We start from the raw sequence: 23,573 nt of genomic DNA, 5'->3' as shown, positions 1-23,573 counted from the left end.
TTCTCAGCCAATTATCCGAAACCCGCCTTCTGCAAGTACACAACGTCTTGTTCTCGTGAATGTCCTTGGAGAGGTAATTCCCTCTCCTGTAGGCCCAGCGATGGTCATAGAGGTATATCCTTCTCCTCCAAAACCTACCCCCGCAAGAGAAGAAGCGTTTTTTACAAAAATCGTTGTTTGAATTCTTTGGGCAAAATGAGTTAATCTGTCGACATTTTTAGAATGAATGATCGCCGTATGACGATTGCCTTTCTCTGCGATTACCGCCTGGTCTACTGCTTCTTCAAATGTGGAAACTTTTACCAAAGGCAATACCGGCATCATCTGTTCAAGCTGTACGAAGGGATGGGCTTCATTCACATCACAAAGAAGTAATCTTGGGGAATCATTCTTTCCTGTTGCTTCTTTTAATATTCCTACGGCACTTTTTCCTATCCATTTCTTTGCCACATGATACCTTTTTTTCGTTTCTGATACGGTACATCCTTTAGAGGCTTCTGGACCTGGTGTCTGATTAATCAAAACGGTTGCCATGACCTGTTTCAGCTCAGCTTCATTGAGCATATAACCGCCATACTGCAACAACTGATAGACAAGTTCATCAAACACTTCTGCCAACACGAAAACTTCCTTCTCCCCAATACAGAGGATGTTATTGTCGAAAGCCGCTCCCTGAATGATCGCTTTGGCGGCTGCCTCGATATCTGCCGTTTCGTCTACAATTACCGGCGGGTTCCCGGCCCCGGCACCAATGGCTTTTTTACCAGATTTCAGGAGCGACTTAACCAGTTCTTTTCCACCTGTGCCAACAAGCAGTTGGACATCGGGATGACTCGCGAGCTGATTTACGGTCTCTAACGTTGGTTCTCCAATCATCGTAATCAGGTTTCCCGGCCCTCCTGCCCCTTTAATTCCTTGATTCACATCCGCTACGACTTTGGCACATGTAGCCTTTGATGATGGATGAACATTAAATACCACCGTATTTCCAGCAGCCAACATCGCCAGACTGTTATGAATCACAGTCGTTGTAGGATTCGTCACCGGTGTCACCGCACCAATAACACCAAATGGCGCATCTTCTTCAATCGTCAGTCCGAAATCCCCACTGACTGCTTCTGTTCTCAAATCTTCAACACCAGGGGTTTTCGAAATGACCAGTTCATGTTTCGCGACTTTATCTGATACAGAACCTAGTCCGGTTTCCTCTACTGCCATGGTTGAATAACTTTCTTTGTTCTCTTCGACGACTTTTTTGATTGTTTCCAGAATACTTTTACGTTGTTTAATGGAGTAGGTCATTAATTCTTTTTGGGCTGCTTTAGCTGCATCGACTGCATCATTTACCTTCGTAAAAATGCCGGAATGACCTTGGCTGATTAAATCTGACTGGTGAGTATATGGAGGCAGAACCGACTTTTTCTCTTGAAAGGTTTCCACGTTAACACCTGGATGAGGTGTTGAGGTTGAATGTCCTAATTCTTCCTCCACATTTTTCATCACCGAAGTGACAATTTGCTTTAACATTTCCTCGGAAATGGACACGTTAAGCCCTCCCTTCTTTAATATTTTTCAATACTTCATTTGTCACAGAAGCGATTATGTCTTCCAGATTAACAGCGTCTTTCTCGTCTTCACTTTCCTCACTCCGACATGAAGGAGTCCCACCGGTTGTGAATCCCAGTTTCGATCGAATACCAATTAAATCGGAAACTTGATTGCAATTGAGTTCGTTACTTTTTTTAAGAATGTTCGTTGAGTACATCGTCATCAATGCGTAATGTTCAAGGCTTTCTAAACGGAAATAAGCCTCAGTGAGGTCTTTCCCCCAGGTTAATGCCCCGTGGTTTGCTAGAAGTACGGCATTATGTGTCTTACAATAAGGCGCAATTGATACCGGGACTTCCTCAGTTCCGGGTGTTGCATAAGGAGCGATCGGCACCGTGCCCAACAAAACAACAGCTTCCGGTGAAATAGGGCGATCGAGTTCAACTCCTGCGATAGCAAATGAAGTGGCCACTGGTGGATGCGCATGAACAACAGCATTGATTTCAGGATTTTCGTTATAAGCACGCAAATGCATTTTCACTTCAGAAGAAGGTTTGTATTTTCCTTGCAGAACTTTTCCTTTCAGATTCATTTTGACCATCATTTCCGGCCTCATGAATCCTTTACTGACTCCTGTAGGTGTTGTCCAAATGGCATCACTGCCAACTTTTACAGATATATTTCCATCATTGGCTGCAACAAAATTCTTTTTATAAATCCTGTCACCAATTTCACAAATTAATTTCTTTGCTTCAAAATCAGATAAGTAAGGTGTTTTTTTCATTTTCAATAACCTCCCTTCTTTTATTTTCTTTGTTTGTGTTGTTTTTGTCAATATTTATTTTGTTTTATACTATATTCATTTGTAATTCGTTTGTTTATTTCCAATAAATCATGGTATAATACAGATAAAAATTAATTCAACAGAGGAGACATTTATATGCTGGCTATTGAACGGAAGAAATTCATTAAAGATTTAATCATTGAGAAGAAAAGTGTCACCGTAGCTGCATTAACCAATCAGTTCAAAGTAACAGAAGAAACTATCAGAAGAGACTTGAAGCAACTCGAGGAAGAAGGTGTACTCACCAGGACATATGGTGGTGCCTATATTTCCGAAGGTGTACAAAACGATGTGGATATCAACCTCCGTGAACATATTCATGTGGAAGGAAAGAAAAAAATTGCCAAGGAGTGCCTGAAACATATCCACAGTGGCGATTCCATTTTTCTCGATGCTTCCACGACTTCCTTGATGATCGCACAGCTGTTAAAAGATATTAAGCTCACAGTTGTAACCAATTCCATCAAAGTTGTTCAAGCTTTAAATGACAATCCTTCTGTCAATGTCGTGGTCATAGGAGGTCAGTTTTCCCGTTCTTCCCAATCAAATTTAGGAAGACTGTCTGAAAAAACCCTTGAATACTATTATTTTGACATTGCGTTTATCTCTTGCCGGTCTGTGAGTATGGAACATGGGATCACGGATTCCAATGAACTGCAAGCTGGAATCCGGAGAATCGCTGCCGATCATGGCAATACCGTTTTTCTTGTAGCAGATTATACGAAATTCGACAAGACATCCTTCATCCACATTTCCGAATTTGACCAAATCCAACATATTGTCGTTGATGGACAATTGTCAGAAGAATGGAAGGAATTCTTGAGAGTGAAAAACATCTTTTTGCATCAGGCAGATACACCTTCACCACGTTAGTTAACCTTTCATACCGTGCTGTCACCTCGTTCATTATTCGAGTGGTGCCAGCATGGTACATTTTAATTTAAGTCTTATTTGTGAAACAGTTCGTGCAAACTTTCCTGGTAACCTGGATAAGCAATCCCTTTTTCTGTAACAATTGCCGTAATCAATGAATGATCAGTGACATCAAAAGCCGGGTTATAGACTTTCACGTCTTTAGGGGCCATCCGTTCGGAGTACCACTTTTCCGTGACTTCTTCCAGGCTTCTTTGTTCGATTTCGATGTTCTCCCCTGTTTCACACGCTAGATCAATGGTAGATATAGGGGCGCAAACGTAAAACGGTATACCGTAATGCTTCGCCATAATAGCTACAGAAGATGTCCCAATTTTGTTAGCCGTATCGCCATTGGCAGCCACCCGGTCACAACCGACAAGAACAGCTTCAATTTTGTTTTCTTTCATAACGATTGAAGCCATGTTATCACAGATTAAGGTGACATCAATGCCGGCCTTCTGCAGCTCCCATGCCGTTAAGCGGGCACCTTGCAGTAAAGGCCTCGTCTCATCCGTGAAGACCTTGAACTGGTAATCCTGCTGATGACCAAGGTAAAGAGGTGCTAGCGCTGTACCATATTTTGCAGTAGCTATAGTGCCTGCATTACAATGTGTTAAAATCCCCATACCTGGCTTTAACAGTGTCAATGCATGTTCTCCAATAGTTTTGCAGACTTCTTCGTCTTCGTTGCGGATTTTATCGGCTTCTTTTTTCAATTGTTGCTTCACTTCAGGGACAGATAACCCGTCAGCAAAGGCTTCATGCAGTCTTTTCTCCATTCGCTCCAAAGCCCAGAAGAGATTGACGGCAGTCGGTCTTGAGGACGCAAGATAATTTTTCGCCTTAGCAAAGGCTTTAGTGAAAGCATCGCGATCCGTTTCATTTTCCTGCTTGACCGCCAGATAGACCCCGTAAGCTGCAGCGATTCCGATTGCTGGTGCACCGCGTACTTTCAGTTCATAGATGGCCTCCCAAACATCCTCAACGGTTATTAAATCAAGATATTTTTCCGTTTCAGGCAATACAGACTGATCGAGGATAACGAGAACATTCCGACTGTCTTCAAGCTTCACCGATTGAATTATTAACCCTTCCATTATTCATCGCTCCTTTATTTTTATCTAATAACTTTGTAACCACATTTAAGAATTCTTCCCCAGTTGAGAAAGTCTCTCGTTCGAGAATAAATGTCTTTCCGGCCTTGAGACAAATCGTCTCTGCATAGATGCGTTGCTCGTGATTTTGAATAACAGTAAGATCCTTCACATGCGCAATTCCCACCGTACGTCTGATTAATTCGCAACCCGCTGTACCTGCAGTATCTTTTAGTAACCGTGACATATAATAATTATAAAATCCGCTATACTCAGCAGTCCTCTCTTTATCAGCTTTTCGCCAGGCTATTTCAAATTTCGCTTTGAAGAGGTCCACCACTTCGATGATCGTTTGAGATAAATATGCTAAATAACTTTTTTTATCCTGCTCATTTTCTATTGTGACAAAGCCGTTCATATAGGCAAAAATAAGGTTAGCGATCACGTTTCCCACGTCATATCCTGCAGGTCCGTAGAATGCGAATTCGGGATCGATGATTTTTGTAGAGTCCTTTGTAACGAAAACCGAGCCCGTATGAAGATCTCCGTGGATCAGTGACTGAGCATTTGTCATGAATTCAAATTTTAATTTGGCCGTCTCCAGCTTTAACTGTTCATCAGACCAGATCAGATTTTCAACTACTTCCTTTGAACCCTTGAATACATCATTTCTCGGACAATCGTAGAAAGGTTCAGTAAAGACCAGATCCTCGCTGATCTCACATAGATCCGGGTTAACAAATGATTTTACCAGTGCTTTCTTTTCTTTATGATTCATAACCACGTCAGACGTATTCAAAAGTGTATTTACCATGAATGTCGTAATATGATCGGCAAAATTTGGAAAGGTTTTCTTCTCCATAAGAGCATCACGCATGATCTGATGATCAGACAAATCTTCCATGGACATGCAATTCATAATCGGATCATAGTGATAAACTTTTGGTACTAACCCCGGTGCAGACTCTCCCTGTAGCTTGAGAATGTCATATTCGATTCGGTTACGGTCCGGCGATACAACAAATTCATCCGAGATCCTGGCTACAGGCCCTGCCTGCTTGATAATTAAAGAACGATTCATTTTCCTCTCCTTAATTAAAAAAACATAGTTGAGGTTTCCGTCTCCAATCTCATTCACCTCCAATTCAGCATCTTTGTCGAAATAAGTCATTTGTGTTAATACATATTGTCTGACGTCGTCCTCATTCATAGTGAAATAAGCAGATTCGAAATCTTTTTGAGTCATTTTTCATCCTCCTCAGGTGTTCATTCGCTACTTGTTTTTGTAATACGTTAATGCCAGTGCCAAGGCAAGAACTGTTCCTTTTACAATATCCATGGCATAATACGGTACACTCATCATGATGAGTCCATTTGCCAAAATTCCAATTAACACAGCTCCGATAAATGTTCCAAAGGCATTTGGCTTCCCTGCCCCAAGAACGGCAAAACCAATAAATGCTGCGGCAACGGCGTCCATTAGATAAGGACCGCCGGCATTGATTTCTGCTGTCATTACCCGCGATGCGAGGATCATTCCACCGATTGCTGCAAATGTAGCCGATAATAAATAAGCAGCAACTTTATACTTATTAACCGGTATACCAGAGAGTCTTGCTGCTTCCTTGTTGCCTCCGATGACATACATATATCTGCCATGCTTCGTATAAGTCAAGAAAATATGTACAACCAGAACAGTGACGGCCATGATGATGATAATCCAGGGGACTTGTCCCAATGTCGCAAAAAATGGAGTAATTTGTCCTTCGGCATAGGTGCCGTCTGACATAATCATATTCTGTGAAATTGTTGCGCCACGTGTATAAGTCAAAGCAACGCCTTGGATGATGAACATGGTTGCCAATGTCATTAACAAATCTGGGATCTTAACTTTAACAATCATAAACGCGTTAAAAGCACCGACCGCCAATGCAGCAAGAATCCCTGCACTGATTGCTATAAGAGCGGGTTGCTGGTACCAGACAAACATTGAGATAACCACTGCATTTGACAAGGAAGCCACCGATCCTACGGACAGGTCAAAGCCGTTGACAGATAAAGAAATGGTAATTCCTACTGCGATAATGGTGACAATGGAAATAGCTCTTAAAATATTGATGATGTTTCCTGTTGATAAGAAATTCGGGTTCATTAGTGCAAAAAAGACAATCAAAACAACAATTAATATCAATGTCCCATACCGGTAAAGAAAATCAAAAAAATCAAATTCAGTCTTTGCGACTGATGTATTCGTTTTACTCACTGGCCCCGCCTCCTGTAGAATATAGAAGCAACATTTCTTCGTCTGTTTCTTTTTTCATTACTTCTTTTACAATTTTGCCGTCATACATTACATAGATTCTGTCACTAATTCCCATAATTTCAGCCAGTTCACTGGATGCATAAATCACCGATTTTCCTTTATCAGCCAATTCGGTGATCAGCTTGAATATATCTTTTTTTGCACCGACATCCACTCCTTTTGTCGGTTCATCAAAAATATACACTTGCGCATCTGCGACAAGCCATTTTCCAATGGCAATCTTTTGCTGATTTCCCCCGGACAGATTTTCAACGATGGTTTTTTCAGACGGAGTTTTAACATCAAGTTTTCGAATCATCTCTTGTGCTTTTAAAGCTTCTGATTTGAAATCCAGAAAACTGAATACTTTCAGGAAGTTGTTCATACTTGCTACACTGAAATTAACGGTAACCGTCTCTTCGACCAACACGCCTTCTTTTCTTCGTTCTTCCGGGACAAGCGCCATGCCTTCTTTCACAGCGTCGTAAGGTGATTTCAGTTTGAGTGTTTTTCCATTAAGAGTAATTTTACCCTCCACTTTCTTTGACTCACCGAACAACGCCTTGCAAAATTCTGTTTTTCCCGCTCCTACCAGCCCAGCGATTCCAACAATTTCGCCTTTTTTTGTGTGTAGTGTCACTCCATTTACACTTTCTTGATCATTTAAATTATCAACTTGTAAGGACAATTCTCCGATATTTGCAACTCGATCCGGAAATTGATCTCCTAATTTTTGACCGAGCATATGTTCAACTACTTGATTTACATGGGTGTCAGCTATCTGTTCTTTAATCACAAACTTTCCATTCTTCATAATGGTGATTTCATCACAATTATCGAATAATTCAGGTAATCTGTGAGAAATAAAAACAACCCCTACATTTCGTGAAATTAAATCTCGGACAATACGGAATAATTCATCGGTTTCCGTTAAACTTAGCGGAGCTGTTGGTTCATCAAGTACGAGAAGTTTACAATCTCGGGAGATGGCACGAGCAATGAGAATCATCTGCTTTTGCGACAGACTGAGCTCACTCACGAGTTTTTTCGGTGACAAATTTACGTGAATGCTGTCGAGTACTTCTTTCGCACGGCGATAGATATGCTTCCAATCAACGAATTGTTTCTTACCTAGATCACTCACGGTTTCATTGAGCATGATATTTTCAGCTACGCTCAAGTATGGAATCAGAGCCGTATCCACTTCTTGATAAACGATTTGAATTCCTAAGTCTTGGGCGTCTTTTGGAGATCGAATCGCTACCTTTTCACCATTTATAAAAATATCACCTGTGTAATGGCTGTAAGCTCCGGCCAGCACTTTCATCAATGTAGACTTCCCCGCTCCGTTTGCTCCAATCAAAGCATGCGATACACCCGTTTCCGTTTTAAAGTCGACTTGATCAAGCGCTCGAACACCTGGAAATTCAATGGTGATCTTTTTCATTTCAATCACTGTTCGTTCCAATTTATAAATCTCCTTTCAAAAAAGAGGAGGGTGAAAACCCCCCTCAGTTTTATTATTCGTTTTGGCTTTTTAACACTTCCATCCAGTCCTCAAGGAACTCATCTGTTTCGCCCCATCCTGGTATGATTTGATTCAAAGATTGCATATTCACCGCTTCATCGCTGCTTTGGAGATCTTCTTGAGAGATTAAATCCGCTTCAAGGTCATACGTATCTGGAGTATCTTCACCTGCAAGCTTCTTTGCAAGGATACGCATGTTCACTGCTCCGATCACCTTAGGATCAACTGCAGCGGTATAAAGCCATGGACTTCCTTCTTCTTGCATGATTTCAAGATCCGCGTTCGATACATCGATGCCGTAAATATCAATTTCATCTCTTCCTGCCTCGTTTATAGCTCTGGCTGCCCCGATCGCAAACGCATCCCAAGTTGCAAATATCGCATCGATTTCCCCTTCTTCGTTTGCATTTAACATAGAGGCTACAGCATTTTGAGTTTGTACTGTTGTATCTTCAGCTGCCACACCAAAGCGTTCTAACTCTTCCAACCCATCATATTCTTCAAGATAATCCAAGTAGACATTGTTTCTTCTTACCATTGGCGGGAACCCATCCACCCAAAGGTAAACAATATTCGCTTCTTCGTCATAATCTTCCACTAATTGATCGAGTACTAACGTAGCTAGAGCTTCATCATCCTGAGAAGTAACCGTTACATTATCAATCTCCGTCAGTTCAGGAATCGAATCGAAGGTTACCACCTCAATACCAGCTTCCCTTGCCTCTTCCACCGCTTCATACGTGGCCTCATCATCACCATGAGAAATCACTAATCCATCTACCTCTTCTTGAATGGCTTGTGAGATTGCATCATGAAACTGTGCTGAGTTCCCATCTGCAGTAAATAAATCAACATTAAACCCTAAAGAGTTTCCTTCTTCGCTTGCACCGGCCAAAAATTGTGCTGTATGATCATCTCCACCAATTTTACGGATAACACGGATGTCGACTTCCTCATCGCCACTGAATCTCTCCGGGACTTCTTCATCAGCACTGGCAGCACCATTCGAATTGTCTTCGTTTTCATTTTCCTCATTATTTCCTGACTGATTATTGCTACTTCCGTTATTCTCTTCGTTACTAGCAGCATTATCTTCACCACAACCTGCTAAGAAAACTGTTGAAACAGCAGCAACCAGTAATGATTTTCTAAAATTTCTTTTTTTCATTTGTAAACCTCCCCTGAGTATATTAAAACGCTTTCATAAATATAAACAAAATATACCATAAATGTTTTGCTTCATCAATGTTTTATTTTTGTTTTTACCTTATTTATTTTGTTTTATTTTTGATTTGATACAAAGTGAAGTATCTTTCGATGAAAAATATAGAAAATACCAGCATTATTTATAGGGTTTAAGTGAGTTTTTGTGGTTTTCTAATTTCGTTCTGAAGGGGGCACTTCTACTTTAACAACCTGTAATAACTGAAATTCACTTTCTTAACGATATTTTTTTACACTCCCAACAACTTCTCTTTTTACAGTTTTGTCATACTTATTTTTATTTTCCGGATGTATCTTCGAATAAAGACTCCTCCTACGTTATATTCAACGGTGTTTGCGAAAATTCTTTTTTAAAAGATGGTTGAATTGATGTCCTTATTTATCAGTCACAGCTTGAAAAATGATCTTTAAGGTCATCATACATACATATCCTTTTAACTAGATATTGTATAGCTGTTCTTTTAATTTTGAGAATAATAATTATGTATACCTAGTTATACTATACAAAAAATTACAGTTCATCACATTAAAATATACAAAAAACTGTAAATAAGTCTCTTATGATACGAGACTTATTTACAGCTGCTTATATAAGTTAATATAATTCTTTCTTTTAATTTAACGTTCTGAGAATTTCTATTACATACAATAACAGTTCCTTGCTTCTAACAATTTTTTATTCTTTTCTCTTGCTACTTCTTCTCTCTTTCCTTATCTGCACGCTGCTTATCCAATTCGATTGCTTCTTTTTCCTCTTCTTTTCTCGTATTGTCATAAAAAGCCGCAACTACAATTACCGCGGCTATCATCACCAGCGTAACAACGACCGCCCAGAAGCCTGCCCAGCCATTGGATAGCACCAGTCCCAGTAAAAAATATAAGGAAATCGCATAAGCAACTATTCCAATAGGTGCCGTAATGGCTCCGAGCAGTATCAACATCCATCCCCGTCTGGTCATACGCCACCTCTTTTTTTACTGGTTTTATCCCTGAAGTTACCTTTTTACGATTGATTTGAAGATAATAAAGAAAGTAAGTTTACTATATACTAACTGTGTAATTTTTCCAACAGAAAGATCATCGGCCTCATTCATACTCCGATAATCTCTCCATATCCAATATCAATATTTCTTTCCGGCTGTGCTCGATGATTCCTTCTTTCTTTAAGCGGTTCAGTGCCCGGTTGACGGACTCCCGAGTGACGCCGATGAGATTCGCGAGGTCCGTATTCGTCATCGGCATATTGATTTTTATCGTCTTCCCGTCTGTCTGCACTTTTCCAAGTTCCCGCGAAAATTTCACTAAGGCGCCGATGATTCTTGTAAATACATCCTGGGAAGTGATCGACTGGATCCGCTGCTGCAGCTCGAGCAGCTTCTCTCCCATCACTTTCATCACCTTGATCGCGATTTTGGGGTTCCGCAGCAACAGCTGATCAAACGCGTCAATCGGAATTCGCAGCAGCTGCACGTTCGTCACCGCTGTGGCAGTCGCAGGATAGTCCGTATCATCAAAGAATCCTACATGCGGAAACATTTCTTCCGTCTGCAGAAAAGAAATCACCTGTTCCTGCCCTTCGCTGCTCACCTTAAATACTTTCACCAATCCGGAAAGAATAAAATACACTGCTGTCCGTTTCTCCCCTTCCACAAATATCGTGTTGCCGCGAGGATACGCTTTTTGGCTCGCAATCTGCGCGACTTCCTTTAGTTCGTCCGCTGTCAGATCGCGGAAAATAGGAAACTGCTTAAAAAAATTGTTCGAATAGGTCATCGATCTCCGCTCCTTTGCCATCCCTTTTCTATCTTTATTATAAACGAATGACTAGGGAGAAAAATATGCACAGTTTTCTTTCACTGCAGACTTGTTTCTTCTTTCAAAACTTCAGGCAGCGCTCCTTCATATCCTTTCGGAATATAGGTGCAGTACGGTTCACTTTCCATGTAATCCCCGGTCACCGCGTACGCTCTGGCACGTGAGCCTCCGCAGATGTTGCGGTACTCACAGACGCCGCATTTTCCTTTATACAGGTCCGGACTGCGGAGCTCCTGAAAGACGCGATGATGCCGGTAGACATCTGCCAGCGGTTCTGCGCGGATATTCCCGCATTTAATCGGCAGGAACCCGCTCGGATAGACATCTCCCGTATGGGAAATAAATAAAAATCCGTTCCCGTCATTTACGCCCATCGGCGCTCTGCCCAGCACATCCTGTCTCGTTGTTCTCCCCTGCGCAAACACATTTTCTTTTTTCCGGGCTTCTTTGTTTCGCTGCATAACGACCCTGCGGAAAAACGGCGCCTCTGTTGTTTTAATATCAAAAGGTCTTTCCTGTTTAAAATCGTACAGGCGGTGCATCACCTGTTCGTGCAGTTCCGGGGAAATTGGTTTCAGGAGCTCCCCTCTTCCTGTAGGAACGAGAAAAAAGACACTCCACAGCACTGCTCCGAGCGACTCCACCATGTCGGCGAGCTCCTCTAGGTAATCCACGTTATGTTCGCAGATGACCGTATTAATCTGCACCGGGATCTCCAGCTCGTGTAAGTATTTGATGGACTGAATCGTTAAATCAAACGAGCCCGGCGACCCGCGGAAATGATCGTGTATTTCTTTATTGTGGCCATCGATGCTGAATGCCCAGCGGGACAGCCCTTTTTCTTTTGCTTTCGCGATTGCTTCTTTCGTTACTTTCGGTGTGGCACTCGGTGTCATGGAAACGCGCACACCCTTCTGCGCAGCGTAATCGATCAAATCGAATAAATCTTCTCTTTCCAAAGGATCCCCGCCGGTAATAACGAGCAGCGGGTTCCCCATCTCATAAATTTGGTCAATCAGATCTTTTCCCTCACCAAAAGAAAGTTCCCCGGGGCTCCGGCGGTACTGTGCGTCCGCCCTGCAGTGGAGACACTTTAGCATACATGCTCTCGTAAGCTCCCAAATAACAATAAACGGATTATGATCAAAGTTAGGTTTCATTGTTGTCCCTCCATACTGTTATGTCTCTCTTTATCCTACAGGGAATTATTTTTCGTTTCTGTGATTTACCGCACAACACCCTCTTCTTAAACCAGTTACAGTGAGGGTGTACAAAAAATATGGAGGGCTGCAAAATGGAAAAACAATTTACTTTGGAAACAAAAACAGGAGATATCGTGACACAATTCCCGAAGGCAAGCTTTATCTTTAAGGAAAACAAAATAGATTTCTGCTGCGGAGGCAACCGGCCATTTGGAGAAGCTTTGGCGGAAAAAGGTCTGGATAAAGAAGAGATTCTAGGGACCATCAACGAACTGTACGCTTCCGTTCATGCGCTGGAACCCGGCAAAAATAAATGGGCCGAAAGAAATTTCGGGGAACTCGTTGATCACATTATCGACCGGCATCACGGCTACCTCTATCAGGTACTGCCGGAGCTTACAGGCTATGTGGGAAAGGTATACCGAGTACATGGCGGAAATCAGCCGCATCTTGCCATCATTTATAAAATGTTCAATCAGCTGAAAGAAGAGCTTCTTCACCACCTGGAAGCGGAAGAAAAGCAGTTATTTCCGTTAGTGAAGCAGTATGAAGAGGACAAAGCGCCGGAGACGCTGCAAAAATTACTGGCCACCCTGGAAGAACTGGAGGAAGAGCATGAACACGCAGGCCAGCTGCTTGCTGCGATCCGCGAGGCAGCGAATGATTACAACATTCCCGAAGGAGCATGCAACACCTATCAGCTCACCTACCTGAAGCTCGAGGAACTGGAGTCCGATATGTTTGACCATATCCACCTGGAAAATAATATTCTCTTTCCGAGACTGGCGGAGGAGCAGGTATCTTAAAAAATTTAACATGATCGGTAACGAGGGATTTTAATACGATAATTAATCAAAGAAGCATTGCAGTGATGATAAAATCTCTAAGAGTTTCAATGGAATTATTAGGTCCAGCCTCTTTGAAAAGAAGAAGAATAAAAATAAAGCAGTCAAAGGCTGCTTTATTTTTTATTGCACGGCACTCCTCTTCCTACATTCACAGATTTCATATTTAGGCTGCCATTTTAGAAATTTGATAATTCATGCGGAATTCAGGAGCCACACACAAACTCCCGAAACAATTAGATAGTGGTACCAGCAATATATTTACCCAACGTGCCTTCATCACCAATTCCAGCTCAACAAAATTAAACCTTGAATCCACCTACCAGAAAATTGTTATATAAGGATATGAACTGATCTTCACTTACGTATTTAAATTTCATTAATAACTTTTAATATAAACTTATACGGTTAAAAAATGTACTTGTATGGTCGAATTTATCCATACAAGTTAATAATAATTACAAAAAACTATGTAATTTAGTGTTATTAACGTTAAAAGTCAGGTGCTTGTACTCAAGATTTGTGAAACCAATTCTATTACTATTAACTTAATTATAAAGCGCTTACATTTTATTAATTTTTAATGTAATCGCTTTGTAAATAAGGGGATCTGCCATTTCAAGAAGGGAGGCTGGTTAATGGTAAAGTGAATTAGTCTTTTCATTTCCAAAGCCATACGATAAGCATACGGACGTTTGCAGGTTTTAAGTTTTTTTATGGGTTAATGGTTTCAAAAAATTCATTTTGGATAGGAGACAATTTTAATGCGAAAAACTTCTGTACAAAGAATAATTCTTCTTGTGTTAGTACTGTTATTAATGCTGCCTCTTACAGTTTCCGCGAATGAAAAATCAGGAAAACAAAACGTTCCCCCAAGTGAAAATAATAATAAACCACATTTGAATTATCAGGGAGATCCCATGGATTTTGACAATGCATCCGTTCATGACCCTTCCATCATAAAAGCCGATGGAATGTATTATGTGTTTGGTACACATATTGCTGCTGCAAAGTCTGAGGATTTGATTAACTGGACAAACTTTACCAATGGTTATGCCCGTACGAACAATACATTATTTGGGGATTTATCGGAGACCCTAGCCGGAAGCTTTGCATGGGCAGGAGAAAATGATGCCGACAGCCGCAATGGATTTGCCGTCTGGGCACCGGATATTTTTTGGAATGAGGACTATGTGAATGAAGATGGCACGAAAGGTGCTTATATGATGTATTATAGTGTTTCTTCTACATGGCAGCGCTCTGCTGTCGGCTATGCGGTTTCCCAAGACATAGAAGGTCCGTATGAGTATGTGGATACGATTGTTTACTCTGGTTTTACGGAAGTGGAAGCATATGACCAGAATAGTAATGTGAATAAACAATGGGAAAACACGAATATTCCAGAACTCATTGAAGATGGTGTTTTTGATGAGGCGAATCCAGAGTGGTTTCACTCAGATGATGTTTATAATACCCGTCTCTATCCAAATGCCATCGACCCGAACATGTTCTATGATGAAGATGGAACGCTGTGGCTGACCTATGGTTCATGGTCCGGCGGTATCTATATGTATGAGCTTGATAAGGCTACAGGCCAGCCCATCTATCCTGGGGAAGATGGTACAACCGAGGATGGCAGAATGATTGACCGCTATTTCGGCAAGAAAATCGCCGGAGGATATGGCTATTCCGTGGAAGGCCCATATGTTTATTACGATGAGGAGCTTGATTATTACTACTTATATTTAACCTATGGAGGATTAACAGCTACAGGCGGATATCAAATGCGGGTTTTCCGCTCTGAAAGTCCAACGGGCCCATATGTAGATGCCGCTGGAGAACCGGCTGTTTTACCAGACAGCCTGGATGATGGCACAGTCGGCAATAAAGTAGAAAATTATGCCCATAGTGACTTTGGGAATAAGCTGATGGCTAACTTTAGGTTTGAAAGAAAAATCGGTGATCCCGGTTCAGGAGATACGCATGCTTATGCGGCCCCTGGCCATAATTCCATCCACTACGACCAGGAGACCGGAGAAAGGTTTGTTGTCTTTCATACGCGTTTCCCAGATCGAGGAGAAGCGCATGAAGTACGGGTGCATCAACTCTTTATGAATGAAGATGGATGGCCGGTTGCTGCACCATTCCGTTATTCTGGTGAAACACTGGATAAGGTAAATAGACAGGATATCGTTGGTGAATATAAATTTGTTAACCACGGAAAAGACATCACCGGTGCCGTGACAGATTCTGTATTCGTTACATTAAATAAAAATAATACCATATCAGGTGATGTATCCGGCACTTGGAAAAAGACCGGCCATAACAAGGCAGAGTTAACAATTGATGGAGAAACGTATGATGGTGTCTTCCTGCGCCAATATGACACTGCTTCGGAGCTTACTGTCATGACCTTTACTGCCATGTCGAATGACGGAGTAGCAGTCTGGGGTGCGAAAACACTCGACCGCACGGCAGAGGAAGTGATTGAAGCTGTAGTCAATGATTTAGATCTTGGAAACTTAGATAGTATTGTTTCTAATTTAACTCTTCCTACGGAGGGTACGCAGAATACGGTGATTTCCTGGGAGACCTCTGATCCTGGTGTAGTAACTGACACCGGAGAAGTAACCCGGCCGGCAGTCGGGAATGAGGATGCCACCGCTACGCTTACAGCAACGATTACAAAAGATGGCACAACAGTGACAAAAACATTTGATATAACTGTGTTAGCCTATCAGCCGGCTGGTTTAGCAGCGCATTATGCTTTCGAAGGCAATCTTGAAGACAGTACAGGAAACTTTAATGCAGGTACAGTGACAGGAAATCGAATTAATAATACTGGCGGAACGATTACCTATACAGATGGTGTTCGTGGAGAAGCTGCGGTATTTAACGGAAATTCTGGTGTCCGCTTGCCTGACGGGCTGATTTCCAGCTATACGTATTCTGTATCCTTATGGCTGAAGCCTGAACAGTTAACACCATATACTACTGCATTCTTTGGAGGAAGAACGAACAATAGCTGGGTAAGCCTTCTCCCAGGTGGGAATGGCAATGGCCAGACAATGGTTTGGTCCGGCAGCCAGTGGGTGGACGCTGCAACCAACAGCACGATTCCAACAAATCAATGGTCTCATGTGGCATTCACTGTCGATGAAGGAAATATCAAGATTTATATAGATGGCGAATTAAAACATGATAGCAACAACTTCCCGAATGTATTTACAACTACAAACGGAACCTTTGGTCTCGGCGTTAACTGGTGGGACACGCCGTTTAGAGGGTTAATGGATGACTTACGAGTGTATGAAGGTGTACTGGCACCAGCAGAAATTGCAGAATTAGCACAAGAATAAAAATTAAGAGGGTGACACTTTGTGTCATCCTCTTTTTTGGCTGGCGCACTTCTTCTTCATCACATGTTGCCTGTCAGGAACAAGAGTCACAGAAGGGCACCTCAAAGCCACAACCGACAGAGCAGATTACTTTTTTAGAGGAAAAACATTATTATCTTTTCTGATAGATCTCAATCCTATAGGAACTGCGAAGAAAAAAGAAATGAATGAGGAACCAAAAATTCTGCGGCAGAATATTCTTTACAACAGCGGGTATTCTTACATATTCCTTCTTCAAAAAAACGTAAAAAGACATCCTTCAAAAGCGATGTCTTTTTATCTTTTCATTCCTTTATTCTGTTGTAAACGTATTAATCGCTCCTTTTAAATTGCTGGAACTTTCACTCGTATCCTGGGCCAGTTTTCGCAATCGGTCAGTTCTTTCCAGTATCGCTGTATTTCTTTGCGAAATATCTTCAATATCACTGGCGATGCTGGTGTTTTCCTGCGAAATTTCAGCAGTTGCTTTGGCACTTTCAGAGATCGCTATCATTAACGATTCCGCATAATGATTAAAATTGTTAATTTGTTCCCCTATTTTTTTAGCGTCTGCAGAATATTGGACACTGGAATCTGCCATCGTCTGATAATCCACGCTTACCGTTTCGTTCATAAAGGTTAACAGCTCTTCTGATGACTCCTGCATTTCTTTTACAGCTTCAATCACAGTCGCTGTCGTTCCCTGGATTTCTGTCACGGTGGCACTGGACATTTCCGCTAATTTTCTCACTTCATCCGCTACTACAGCAAACCCTTTGCCATGCTCCCCTGCTCTTGCTGCTTCAATGCTCGCATTCAGCGCCAGTAGGTTCGTCTGGTCCGTGATCGCCAAAATGGAGGAGGTTAATTGATTGATCTGCTCTACTTTTTTCGATTTTTCAATCGCCTCTACTAATTTTGCAGAAACGTTTTGGTTCGTTGCAGCTGCTTTTTCCTGCGATTGAATCACAGTGCTTTTGAGTGCTTCTGCTCTTTCTCCAATAGCGTTAGAGTCTGCCACACCTGTTTTTGTATTCTCCGATATTTCTTTTACTGTATCTGTTAACTGATCCGCGTTTGCACTTATTTCCTGTGTTGTTGCAGCGATCCCGTCCATACTTTGGACAATTTGATTCGTTAACGCAGATACATCCGTAACGGCCTGCTGCAACTCGTTGATATCCTCATTTGTCATCTGTGTAAATTGATCCGTCTGATGGGACTCTTTCGTAATCGTACTGACAATATCCTTCACGTTTTCGTGCATCGTATGAATGGAAGCCATGAGTAAAGCTGTTTCGTCACTCCCCTTTTTAAATTTATCCGGGAATGTCTGCGTAAAATCTCCTCCCGCCATGCCGCTTAATTTTTGGGAGGCAATTCGGATCGGGTTGGTGATTCGTCTTGTTAGAAGCGCGATGATAATCATTGCGATTATTCCGCTAATAACCACCACAAGCAGAATGCTGCTTTGTAATGAATCAATATGAGACATGTACTGGCCTACTGGAATGTGCGTCACAATATAAGTTTCTTTTTCAGCGTCCAGGCTGTAATAACCGATATGCTCTTCATTGTTTAATGTAAAGAAGCTGTAGCCCTGATCTTCTGTCTGCATCTGGCTGAAGAAAGAACTCATATCTCCTTCTGACTGACTTAAGTTCAATTCCAGCGCCAGCTCCTCAAAAGTAGAGGAGATCACTAACCCATCTCTATCGATCACCATTGTATTAACGCTCTCGCCTGACTCATCTCCAGCGACTAAGCTGTTTGTTAAAGTGAACATATCGATAGGAGATGCAAATACACCCAGCACCTCTCCGGTAGCATCATCCAGAATTGGAGCGGAAATAACAATCGCCGGCCTTCCTGATACGGGAGAGATCATATAATCACTTAATAACATTTCTCTTCTTTCCAATGTTTCAAAATACCATTGTTCCATTTCTGGATCGAACTCATGTCCTTCTGCCGCTCCGCCAATTCCATCAATAATGATCTGGTCGTCATAAGTGAGAAATATATTTTCGTATAAGCCGTCTGCTTCATTAAACATTCTTTCCAGGTCTTCCTGCAGAGACTGATATCCTGCCGGATCCAGTTCGCCTGTTTCGTTTAGTTGATCATACGTCGTCTGCGTATATGTATTACTCGCCATCTGATTGGCGATTTCCATATTTAAATCAAACACGGTGTCGATCTGTTTGTTTTTTTCGCTGTTAATTTCCTGCAGATGTCTTTTCGCATCATCCTCCAACGTTGCTGAAGTGGTTTGGCTCATATAGACCCCACTTACGATTAAAGGAACAATAATACAGATAATACTGGCTAAAAATATCTTTAAGAATATACCTCTCGATTTCTTCCTGCTGTTTTCTTTCCTCATTGTACGCCTGCTCCTTTTTTATCTTTCTGTTTTCATTGCACGTTTTCAAGAAAAATTACTTTCTGTTCCATAAGCTGAAATTGCGAATATCTTTGTTCATCTAAACATTTATACCCAGTATAATATGACTAATTCAAAAAGCCTAATATTATCTCCTGAAAATGTTAATGTTTAAATTTTCTGATACATTGTTCCTATGTTTTAGATAAATAAGAGGATTTATATATTTGCACACCTTAGGAGAAATAAAAAAAGAGGCCTCCCCCAAGTTTAGTAACTTGATAAAAGACCTCTCTTCATTCTTATCATTTAATTTTAATACCAGCGTTTTTTCAATCGTGCAAGCAGATGTAAAAGTTCAAATTTCTTGTTTATCAAGGGTTATGGGCATTTTATCACATCATTCTGCCCATTTTACCTATGCCGATTATATCTGGCATGGTGCCGTTTTCTTCTGAAATATCTGCTGCTTCGGTAGTCAGGGACTTTGCAGAAACGGATGCTTGCGTTTTAGAGCGTGGAGCGTGCAGCTTTAAATTTCTATTTGACCAAATCCTCGTATTCACCGGTTGCTGCTATGTAAACGAACCCTTCGAGTGAATCACCTTGGTACCGCCGACAAAGTCATGAACTGCTCTCTTATCTTCACGAAATGCGACCATGAATAAACTCACGATGACGGAGATCCCAAGAGTGAAAATGCCGATTAGATAATACCCGACAATTTCCCGCATAAACATATTGCCAAGCGTCACGTTTTTCCCGTCTTGATGACGGACGACCCGGATGTTCAGGATCCTTTTCCCGATAATATATCCGCTCCAGAGTAAAGGCGTAATTGTGATATACAACGCATAGACAGCCTGGCCGTACGCTTCAGTCCTCCAAGTATTTGTATACCCGGGCTCTATCAATAAAGAGATGATGGCTATAAGCGTCATTACAATAAAAGAATCCAAAAATAATGCCACCAGCCTGGAGCCTAGCCCCGCCCGTTTTTCATTTATCATAGTTTTGCTCCCTATAATTTAATGTAATGGTATTTTATTCACAAAGAATAAATGATAATACTGATATAGAATAAATTAAGCCAGCGGATAATCTACGACAATTACATCTTCAATTACACCTTCCAGCGATGCTACAAACTTCAAATGTTCGGGGTGATTTGCATAGCTGTCCAGCGAGCTTTTATCTTCAAAAGTGACCCGGAGACCTAACGTATAACCTTTGATGTTTTCTATTTCTTCCGTCACGTTGATACCTGCAGTCAGTGCTGCAATGCCGGGAATTTTCTCTTTAAATCCCTGCAGAGTTTCTAATAACTCTGCTTCTTTTTCGGCGGTAAGATTTTCATTGAATTTGAAAAACACTAAATGCTCGTACATTCGATTTCCTCCTCGGTAGTTTCACTGAGCGATTTTTTAGAAATAATCATTAATAGAAATTCTCTGATAATATAAATCGGTTTAAATTTTTGGTGATGTGACTAATTTAACTTAAACCGAACAATTCTGACATGTATACCTTTTTTAAGCCTTTTAAAGCAACTGCACGTCCTGCGTGACGTGGATCTCCGTGTTCAGTAAATCTATTATTTGCATTCTTAATATCCAAAATATATAAATCATCTTTATGTGTTATAGATAGTAAATCAGTAATGCGGAGTACTTCTTTGTAATAAAATAAGTTGGAAATAGTTTTAACTTCTGGTTTCCCCCAAGCTAACACTACAAATCTCTTCTCCTTCATAGTTATTGCAAGCTTATTTTCATTTAATTTTTGAACTTTCTCTAGCATGCTTTCTTTATGTAAATCTCTGATCTTGGCTAAAACAGATGTGGTATTACTAGCATAAACAGGCAATATGTTACAAATAGTAATATCTTTAACATAACTTTCATCTAACTGAAAGTCATAAAAAAAATCAATTAGCTTATTAACAGTACCATCGGATTTCTCTAAGTTTGCTCTAGAAGGATTCATTAATACTATTCCTACTGAATGACCTTCTATCCGGTTTAAAAAAGGTATAGTTAAAGAATATCGAACATCTACATCTTTTATAAAAGTTTCCTCATCTATAGTAATCTTATGATGATCAACCTTTGATGTATTATAAATATTGGCCATATTAACACTCCTTTTTAGATTTATAAAAGGATTAGGCATTCCTTAGTTTTGAAACTTTAATGAAAATTGTGTTTTCCTCTTCTAGCAAATATAACAATATTGATAATTATTCATATATACTCTCTCAACGATGTCTTCTTACGATTTCCACAATCGCCGGCCCGTACTTCTCTCCTTTTACTTTACCAAAACCTTTAACGTTCATAAGGTCCGCCACACTTCCAGGCATTTTATCAATGATCTCGTCTAAAGTAGAATTGTAGAAGATGAGATAAGGTTTCATTTCTTCCGCCTTTGCCTGCTTTAATCGGTATTCTTTCAGCTCTTTGTACAGCGCGTTTTTCTTTGACATGTTAACATGTCTGTCATTTATCACAGGCGTTGGCTCAACTACTGGAGCAGAATCTATATTAGTTTTTTGTTCATAGGATGGGGCTGTTTCTGATACTACTGATTCACGTCCCGGCACATCTAATTTATATCTATCTATATTTACGTCTGCCGTTTTGTTTCTCGAGATAATGAAATCACTTATATCAGTTACAAACTTATCCAGCATGTACCGGTCTTTTCTATGTAGTTTAATATCTTTCGATAAGTAATTCACCAGCTGATCAGATTTAATGATCATATCCTGCACAGCTTTCGGGGCTTTCTTTTTATCGATAATTGATTTTGGGTTCGCCATTACTACAATCGGTTTTACAGGAGTTTTCTTGATCAGTCCCTGATCCGATAACATTTTCTGAAGGATTCTACTGTGTCTTTCGCTTTGCGTGACTGGGCTGTACATTCCTTCTCTATTTACGATCTTTCCGTACCTGTTTTTAATTTTACGGATAAATTCTCCCGATCCATTTACGTCAATATCCCCATAAAGCTTCTTTGTTTCAATTACGTAGAGAACACTGTGTGTGATGACAATAAAATCAAACTGTGCTGTGTAATCTTCCACTTGCAGGCGAACATCGTGCAGACAAACTATCGGCAGCATTGAATTTTTCAGCTCGTAGTTCACCTGCGATTCGCCAATCATCCCGATCTTAAATAAAGCCAGGTCTTTCTCCACCCGCTTCTTATCAATCGTTCCTGACGTGTCTTCCAGTAAAGACTGTAACTGCATGATATTCTCCGGAGTTTCTGTGAATTTTTTGCTGAATTTGGCTGTTTTAATATCTCTTCTGTCAAATAAGGCATCGTATATGTTCTTTAATGTCACGCGCAGCACATCCTTTTAGGCAGGTTTAAATTATTTCCGATTATTACTTAAGTCCAGTCGTCACTAATTCTATTTACCTACCTATACTATACCTTTAATTACAGATAATTACATTAAATCACACAAAAAAACTGTCAATTCGTCTCGTAAAGTACGAGATTGATTGACAGCAGCAATACAAACCAGAAATCATTAAGTCGAACTTTTATATGAACAATTTTGAGGTCGAGCTGCTAAGTTCTGGGATTAGCACTTATTATAACTATTCCATCACTTTTTCCTTCATCCGTTCCACCCATTGAGTAAGCAGGTTATTATAACGCGGCAAATTTTTATGGATTTTAAAGGCTAATTCTTCATTGTAGGTATGGACGGTCAAATTATGATCATTTACCATTTCCAGTGCCATAATCGCTTTGTCGTCTTCCAATAAATGAACCTCTCTGCAACTACGAACAACGCTCTTCGGAGAGCCGGCCTCCACTCCTTCTACATCATATAGATATTGCTTCGCTGCTTTCCAGCTGGCTTCGAAAGAGGATTTAAAACGTTGAATCGCTGCATCTCGTTCTACATCATTCGGGCTTTCTAGGTTTGCTAGCTTTTTAAATACAGTCAGCGCTTTTTCAGCAGCTTTTTATCGTTGTTGTAATCTTTCCATAAGCCCCCCTCCTCTTTCACTTGTTTAAAAAGTACTTCATTAGCCTCACGTAAATCTACCAAATCTACCTTGTAAGGTATGGTTGATTCTTCAATTTGCTCGATCAGTTTATTCCATTTAGCCGGAGAGAGTGAGGAGTATGATTCGATCGCTATGTCAATATCAGAGCTTTGTTTTTCTTCCTTACGGGCCCAGGAACCAAATAAATAAACACGCACATGTTCATTTGCGAGCTGTTCATTCAGAATCGATTGTAGTTGGTCTAAACTATGCTCCCGTAAACCTGCAGGAACTCCCATAATATTCCTTCCTTTTTTGTCCTATTATAGCATATATACTTCTTTTTAATGATCGACCTTACTTGTCTAAAAGAATTGAACACTTAAAAATTCGATAAAAAAAGGTCTCCACCAAGTTTTGCAACTTGATGAAGACCTCTCTCAAAATCAATTATTAATATCGGTGGTTTTTCAAACGGTG

Annotated in this window: 21 protein-coding genes; 3 read left to right on the top strand and 18 right to left on the bottom strand. The window is 40.7% G+C overall.

Annotated elements, in window-relative coordinates:
* Positions 1–3: 3 nt before the first annotated feature.
* Entirely contained in the window at positions 4–1,545 is a 1,542-nt protein-coding gene (locus tag BLP92_RS12375; RefSeq protein WP_090843272.1) for an aldehyde dehydrogenase family protein, read from the bottom strand.
* Between the two features lies 1 nt (position 1,546).
* The gene (locus BLP92_RS12370; protein WP_175444281.1) at positions 1,547–2,332 is read right to left on the bottom strand and encodes a class II aldolase/adducin family protein; all 786 of its coding nucleotides are present in this window, start codon (positions 2,330–2,332) and stop codon (positions 1,547–1,549) included.
* Positions 2,333–2,488: 156 nt separating this feature from the next.
* Between BLP92_RS12370 and BLP92_RS12365 the strand changes: the two genes are divergently transcribed.
* On the top strand, positions 2,489–3,265 hold the full coding sequence (locus BLP92_RS12365) for a DeoR/GlpR family DNA-binding transcription regulator (RefSeq protein WP_090843270.1): 777 nt from the start codon (positions 2,489–2,491) through the stop codon (positions 3,263–3,265).
* 74 nt (positions 3,266–3,339) lie between these two features.
* Here BLP92_RS12365 and mtnA read toward each other — a convergent pair whose 3' ends face one another.
* The 8 genes from mtnA to BLP92_RS12325 all read right to left on the bottom strand — a co-directional run bounded on the left by mtnA (position 3,340) and on the right by BLP92_RS12325 (position 12,430).
* Positions 3,340–4,404: an S-methyl-5-thioribose-1-phosphate isomerase gene (gene mtnA, locus BLP92_RS12360; protein WP_090843269.1), complete on the bottom strand. Its 1,065-nt coding sequence runs from the start codon at positions 4,402–4,404 to the stop codon at positions 3,340–3,342.
* A complete protein-coding gene (mtnK, locus tag BLP92_RS12355; protein WP_090843268.1) occupies positions 4,370–5,647 on the bottom strand; it encodes an S-methyl-5-thioribose kinase in 1,278 nt (425 codons plus the stop codon). Before mtnK ends, mtnA begins: the two co-directional genes overlap by 35 nt.
* Before the next feature lie 27 nt (positions 5,648–5,674).
* Positions 5,675–6,664, bottom strand: coding sequence for an ABC transporter permease (locus BLP92_RS12350; RefSeq protein ID WP_090843267.1), 990 nt, complete (start codon positions 6,662–6,664; stop codon positions 5,675–5,677).
* Positions 6,657–8,150 carry a sugar ABC transporter ATP-binding protein gene (locus BLP92_RS12345; RefSeq protein ID WP_175444286.1) on the bottom strand — a complete coding sequence of 498 codons (1,494 nt, stop codon included), beginning with the start codon at positions 8,148–8,150 and terminating at the stop codon, positions 6,657–6,659. The genes BLP92_RS12350 and BLP92_RS12345 overlap by 8 nt, the downstream gene beginning before the upstream one ends.
* Positions 8,151–8,223: 73 nt before the next feature.
* Positions 8,224–9,399, bottom strand: a complete 1,176-nt coding sequence (locus BLP92_RS12340) for a sugar ABC transporter substrate-binding protein (RefSeq protein ID WP_090843265.1) — start codon at positions 9,397–9,399, stop codon at positions 8,224–8,226.
* Between the two features lie 748 nt (positions 9,400–10,147).
* Positions 10,148–10,414: a hypothetical protein gene (locus BLP92_RS12335; protein WP_090843264.1), complete on the bottom strand. Its 267-nt coding sequence runs from the start codon at positions 10,412–10,414 to the stop codon at positions 10,148–10,150.
* A gap of 127 nt (positions 10,415–10,541) precedes the next feature.
* The gene (locus BLP92_RS12330) at positions 10,542–11,228 is read right to left on the bottom strand and encodes a Crp/Fnr family transcriptional regulator (RefSeq protein WP_175444280.1); all 687 of its coding nucleotides are present in this window, start codon (positions 11,226–11,228) and stop codon (positions 10,542–10,544) included.
* Between the two features lie 80 nt (positions 11,229–11,308).
* Positions 11,309–12,430: a TIGR04053 family radical SAM/SPASM domain-containing protein gene (locus BLP92_RS12325; RefSeq protein ID WP_090843262.1), complete on the bottom strand. Its 1,122-nt coding sequence runs from the start codon at positions 12,428–12,430 to the stop codon at positions 11,309–11,311.
* A 134-nt stretch (positions 12,431–12,564) separates the two neighbouring features.
* Here BLP92_RS12325 and ric point away from each other — a divergent pair, with 134 nt between their 5' ends.
* On the top strand, positions 12,565–13,278 hold the full coding sequence (ric, locus tag BLP92_RS12320; RefSeq protein WP_090843261.1) for an iron-sulfur cluster repair di-iron protein: 714 nt from the start codon (positions 12,565–12,567) through the stop codon (positions 13,276–13,278).
* A gap of 803 nt (positions 13,279–14,081) precedes the next feature.
* Positions 14,082–16,676, top strand: coding sequence for a LamG-like jellyroll fold domain-containing protein (locus tag BLP92_RS12315; RefSeq protein ID WP_090843260.1), 2,595 nt, complete (start codon positions 14,082–14,084; stop codon positions 16,674–16,676).
* Between the two features lie 331 nt (positions 16,677–17,007).
* Here the strand turns inward: BLP92_RS12315 and BLP92_RS12305 are convergent, their stop codons facing one another.
* From BLP92_RS12305 to mntA, 8 genes are all read right to left on the bottom strand, one after another.
* Positions 17,008–18,975: a methyl-accepting chemotaxis protein gene (locus BLP92_RS12305; protein WP_175444279.1), complete on the bottom strand. Its 1,968-nt coding sequence runs from the start codon at positions 18,973–18,975 to the stop codon at positions 17,008–17,010.
* 500 nt (positions 18,976–19,475) lie between these two features.
* Entirely contained in the window at positions 19,476–19,646 is a 171-nt protein-coding gene (locus tag BLP92_RS18050) for a hypothetical protein (RefSeq protein WP_175444278.1), read from the bottom strand.
* Between the two features lie 9 nt (positions 19,647–19,655).
* Positions 19,656–20,090: an RDD family protein gene (locus BLP92_RS12300; RefSeq protein ID WP_090843257.1), complete on the bottom strand. Its 435-nt coding sequence runs from the start codon at positions 20,088–20,090 to the stop codon at positions 19,656–19,658.
* Positions 20,091–20,165: 75 nt separating this feature from the next.
* Complete coding sequence (locus tag BLP92_RS12295; protein ID WP_090843256.1) at positions 20,166–20,468, bottom strand: Dabb family protein; 303 nt, start codon at positions 20,466–20,468, stop codon at positions 20,166–20,168.
* A gap of 106 nt (positions 20,469–20,574) precedes the next feature.
* Positions 20,575–21,213 carry a DUF1643 domain-containing protein gene (locus BLP92_RS12290; protein ID WP_090843255.1) on the bottom strand — a complete coding sequence of 213 codons (639 nt, stop codon included), beginning with the start codon at positions 21,211–21,213 and terminating at the stop codon, positions 20,575–20,577.
* A 124-nt stretch (positions 21,214–21,337) separates the two neighbouring features.
* Entirely contained in the window at positions 21,338–22,432 is a 1,095-nt protein-coding gene (locus BLP92_RS12285) for an NERD domain-containing protein (RefSeq protein ID WP_090843254.1), read from the bottom strand.
* A gap of 262 nt (positions 22,433–22,694) precedes the next feature.
* Complete coding sequence (locus BLP92_RS12280; RefSeq protein ID WP_210184568.1) at positions 22,695–23,051, bottom strand: HI0074 family nucleotidyltransferase substrate-binding subunit; 357 nt, start codon at positions 23,049–23,051, stop codon at positions 22,695–22,697.
* Entirely contained in the window at positions 23,048–23,392 is a 345-nt protein-coding gene (mntA, locus tag BLP92_RS12275; RefSeq protein WP_090843253.1) for a type VII toxin-antitoxin system MntA family adenylyltransferase antitoxin, read from the bottom strand. Before mntA ends, BLP92_RS12280 begins: the two co-directional genes overlap by 4 nt.
* Positions 23,393–23,573 lie beyond the last annotated feature (181 nt).

It is taken from the genome of Alkalicoccus daliensis (assembly GCF_900103955.1).
GTDB classification, from domain to species: Bacteria; Bacillota; Bacilli; order Bacillales; family Salisediminibacteriaceae; genus Alkalicoccus; species Alkalicoccus daliensis.
Note: the sequence above shows the minus strand (reverse complement) of the source record. Positions and strands in the feature narration are given on the sequence as shown.

What these genes read in the sequence shown, in the direction of transcription:
- mtnA (WP_090843269.1), bottom strand. Translation starts at nt 4,404, where the DNA reads ATGGAAGGGTTAATAATTCAATCGGTGAAGCTTGAAGACAGTCGGAAT.
- BLP92_RS12325 (WP_090843262.1), bottom strand. Translation starts at nt 12,430, where the DNA reads ATGAAACCTAACTTTGATCATAATCCGTTTATTGTTATTTGGGAGCTT.
- BLP92_RS12330 (WP_175444280.1), bottom strand. Translation starts at nt 11,228, where the DNA reads ATGACCTATTCGAACAATTTTTTTAAGCAGTTTCCTATTTTCCGCGAT.
- BLP92_RS12315 (WP_090843260.1), top strand. Translation starts at nt 14,082, where the DNA reads ATGCGAAAAACTTCTGTACAAAGAATAATTCTTCTTGTGTTAGTACTG.
- ric (WP_090843261.1), top strand. Translation starts at nt 12,565, where the DNA reads ATGGAAAAACAATTTACTTTGGAAACAAAAACAGGAGATATCGTGACA.
- BLP92_RS12345 (WP_175444286.1), bottom strand. Translation starts at nt 8,150, where the DNA reads ATGAAAAAGATCACCATTGAATTTCCAGGTGTTCGAGCGCTTGATCAA.
- BLP92_RS12335 (WP_090843264.1), bottom strand. Translation starts at nt 10,414, where the DNA reads ATGACCAGACGGGGATGGATGTTGATACTGCTCGGAGCCATTACGGCA.
- BLP92_RS12340 (WP_090843265.1), bottom strand. Translation starts at nt 9,399, where the DNA reads ATGAAAAAAAGAAATTTTAGAAAATCATTACTGGTTGCTGCTGTTTCA.
- BLP92_RS12305 (WP_175444279.1), bottom strand. Translation starts at nt 18,975, where the DNA reads ATGAGCCAAACCACTTCAGCAACGTTGGAGGATGATGCGAAAAGACAT.
- BLP92_RS12365 (WP_090843270.1), top strand. Translation starts at nt 2,489, where the DNA reads ATGCTGGCTATTGAACGGAAGAAATTCATTAAAGATTTAATCATTGAG.
- mtnK (WP_090843268.1), bottom strand. Translation starts at nt 5,647, where the DNA reads ATGACTCAAAAAGATTTCGAATCTGCTTATTTCACTATGAATGAGGAC.
- mntA (WP_090843253.1), bottom strand. Translation starts at nt 23,392, where the DNA reads ATGGGAGTTCCTGCAGGTTTACGGGAGCATAGTTTAGACCAACTACAA.
- BLP92_RS12370 (WP_175444281.1), bottom strand. Translation starts at nt 2,332, where the DNA reads ATGAAAAAAACACCTTACTTATCTGATTTTGAAGCAAAGAAATTAATT.
- BLP92_RS12295 (WP_090843256.1), bottom strand. Translation starts at nt 20,468, where the DNA reads ATGTACGAGCATTTAGTGTTTTTCAAATTCAATGAAAATCTTACCGCC.
- BLP92_RS12290 (WP_090843255.1), bottom strand. Translation starts at nt 21,213, where the DNA reads ATGGCCAATATTTATAATACATCAAAGGTTGATCATCATAAGATTACT.
- BLP92_RS12300 (WP_090843257.1), bottom strand. Translation starts at nt 20,090, where the DNA reads ATGATAAATGAAAAACGGGCGGGGCTAGGCTCCAGGCTGGTGGCATTA.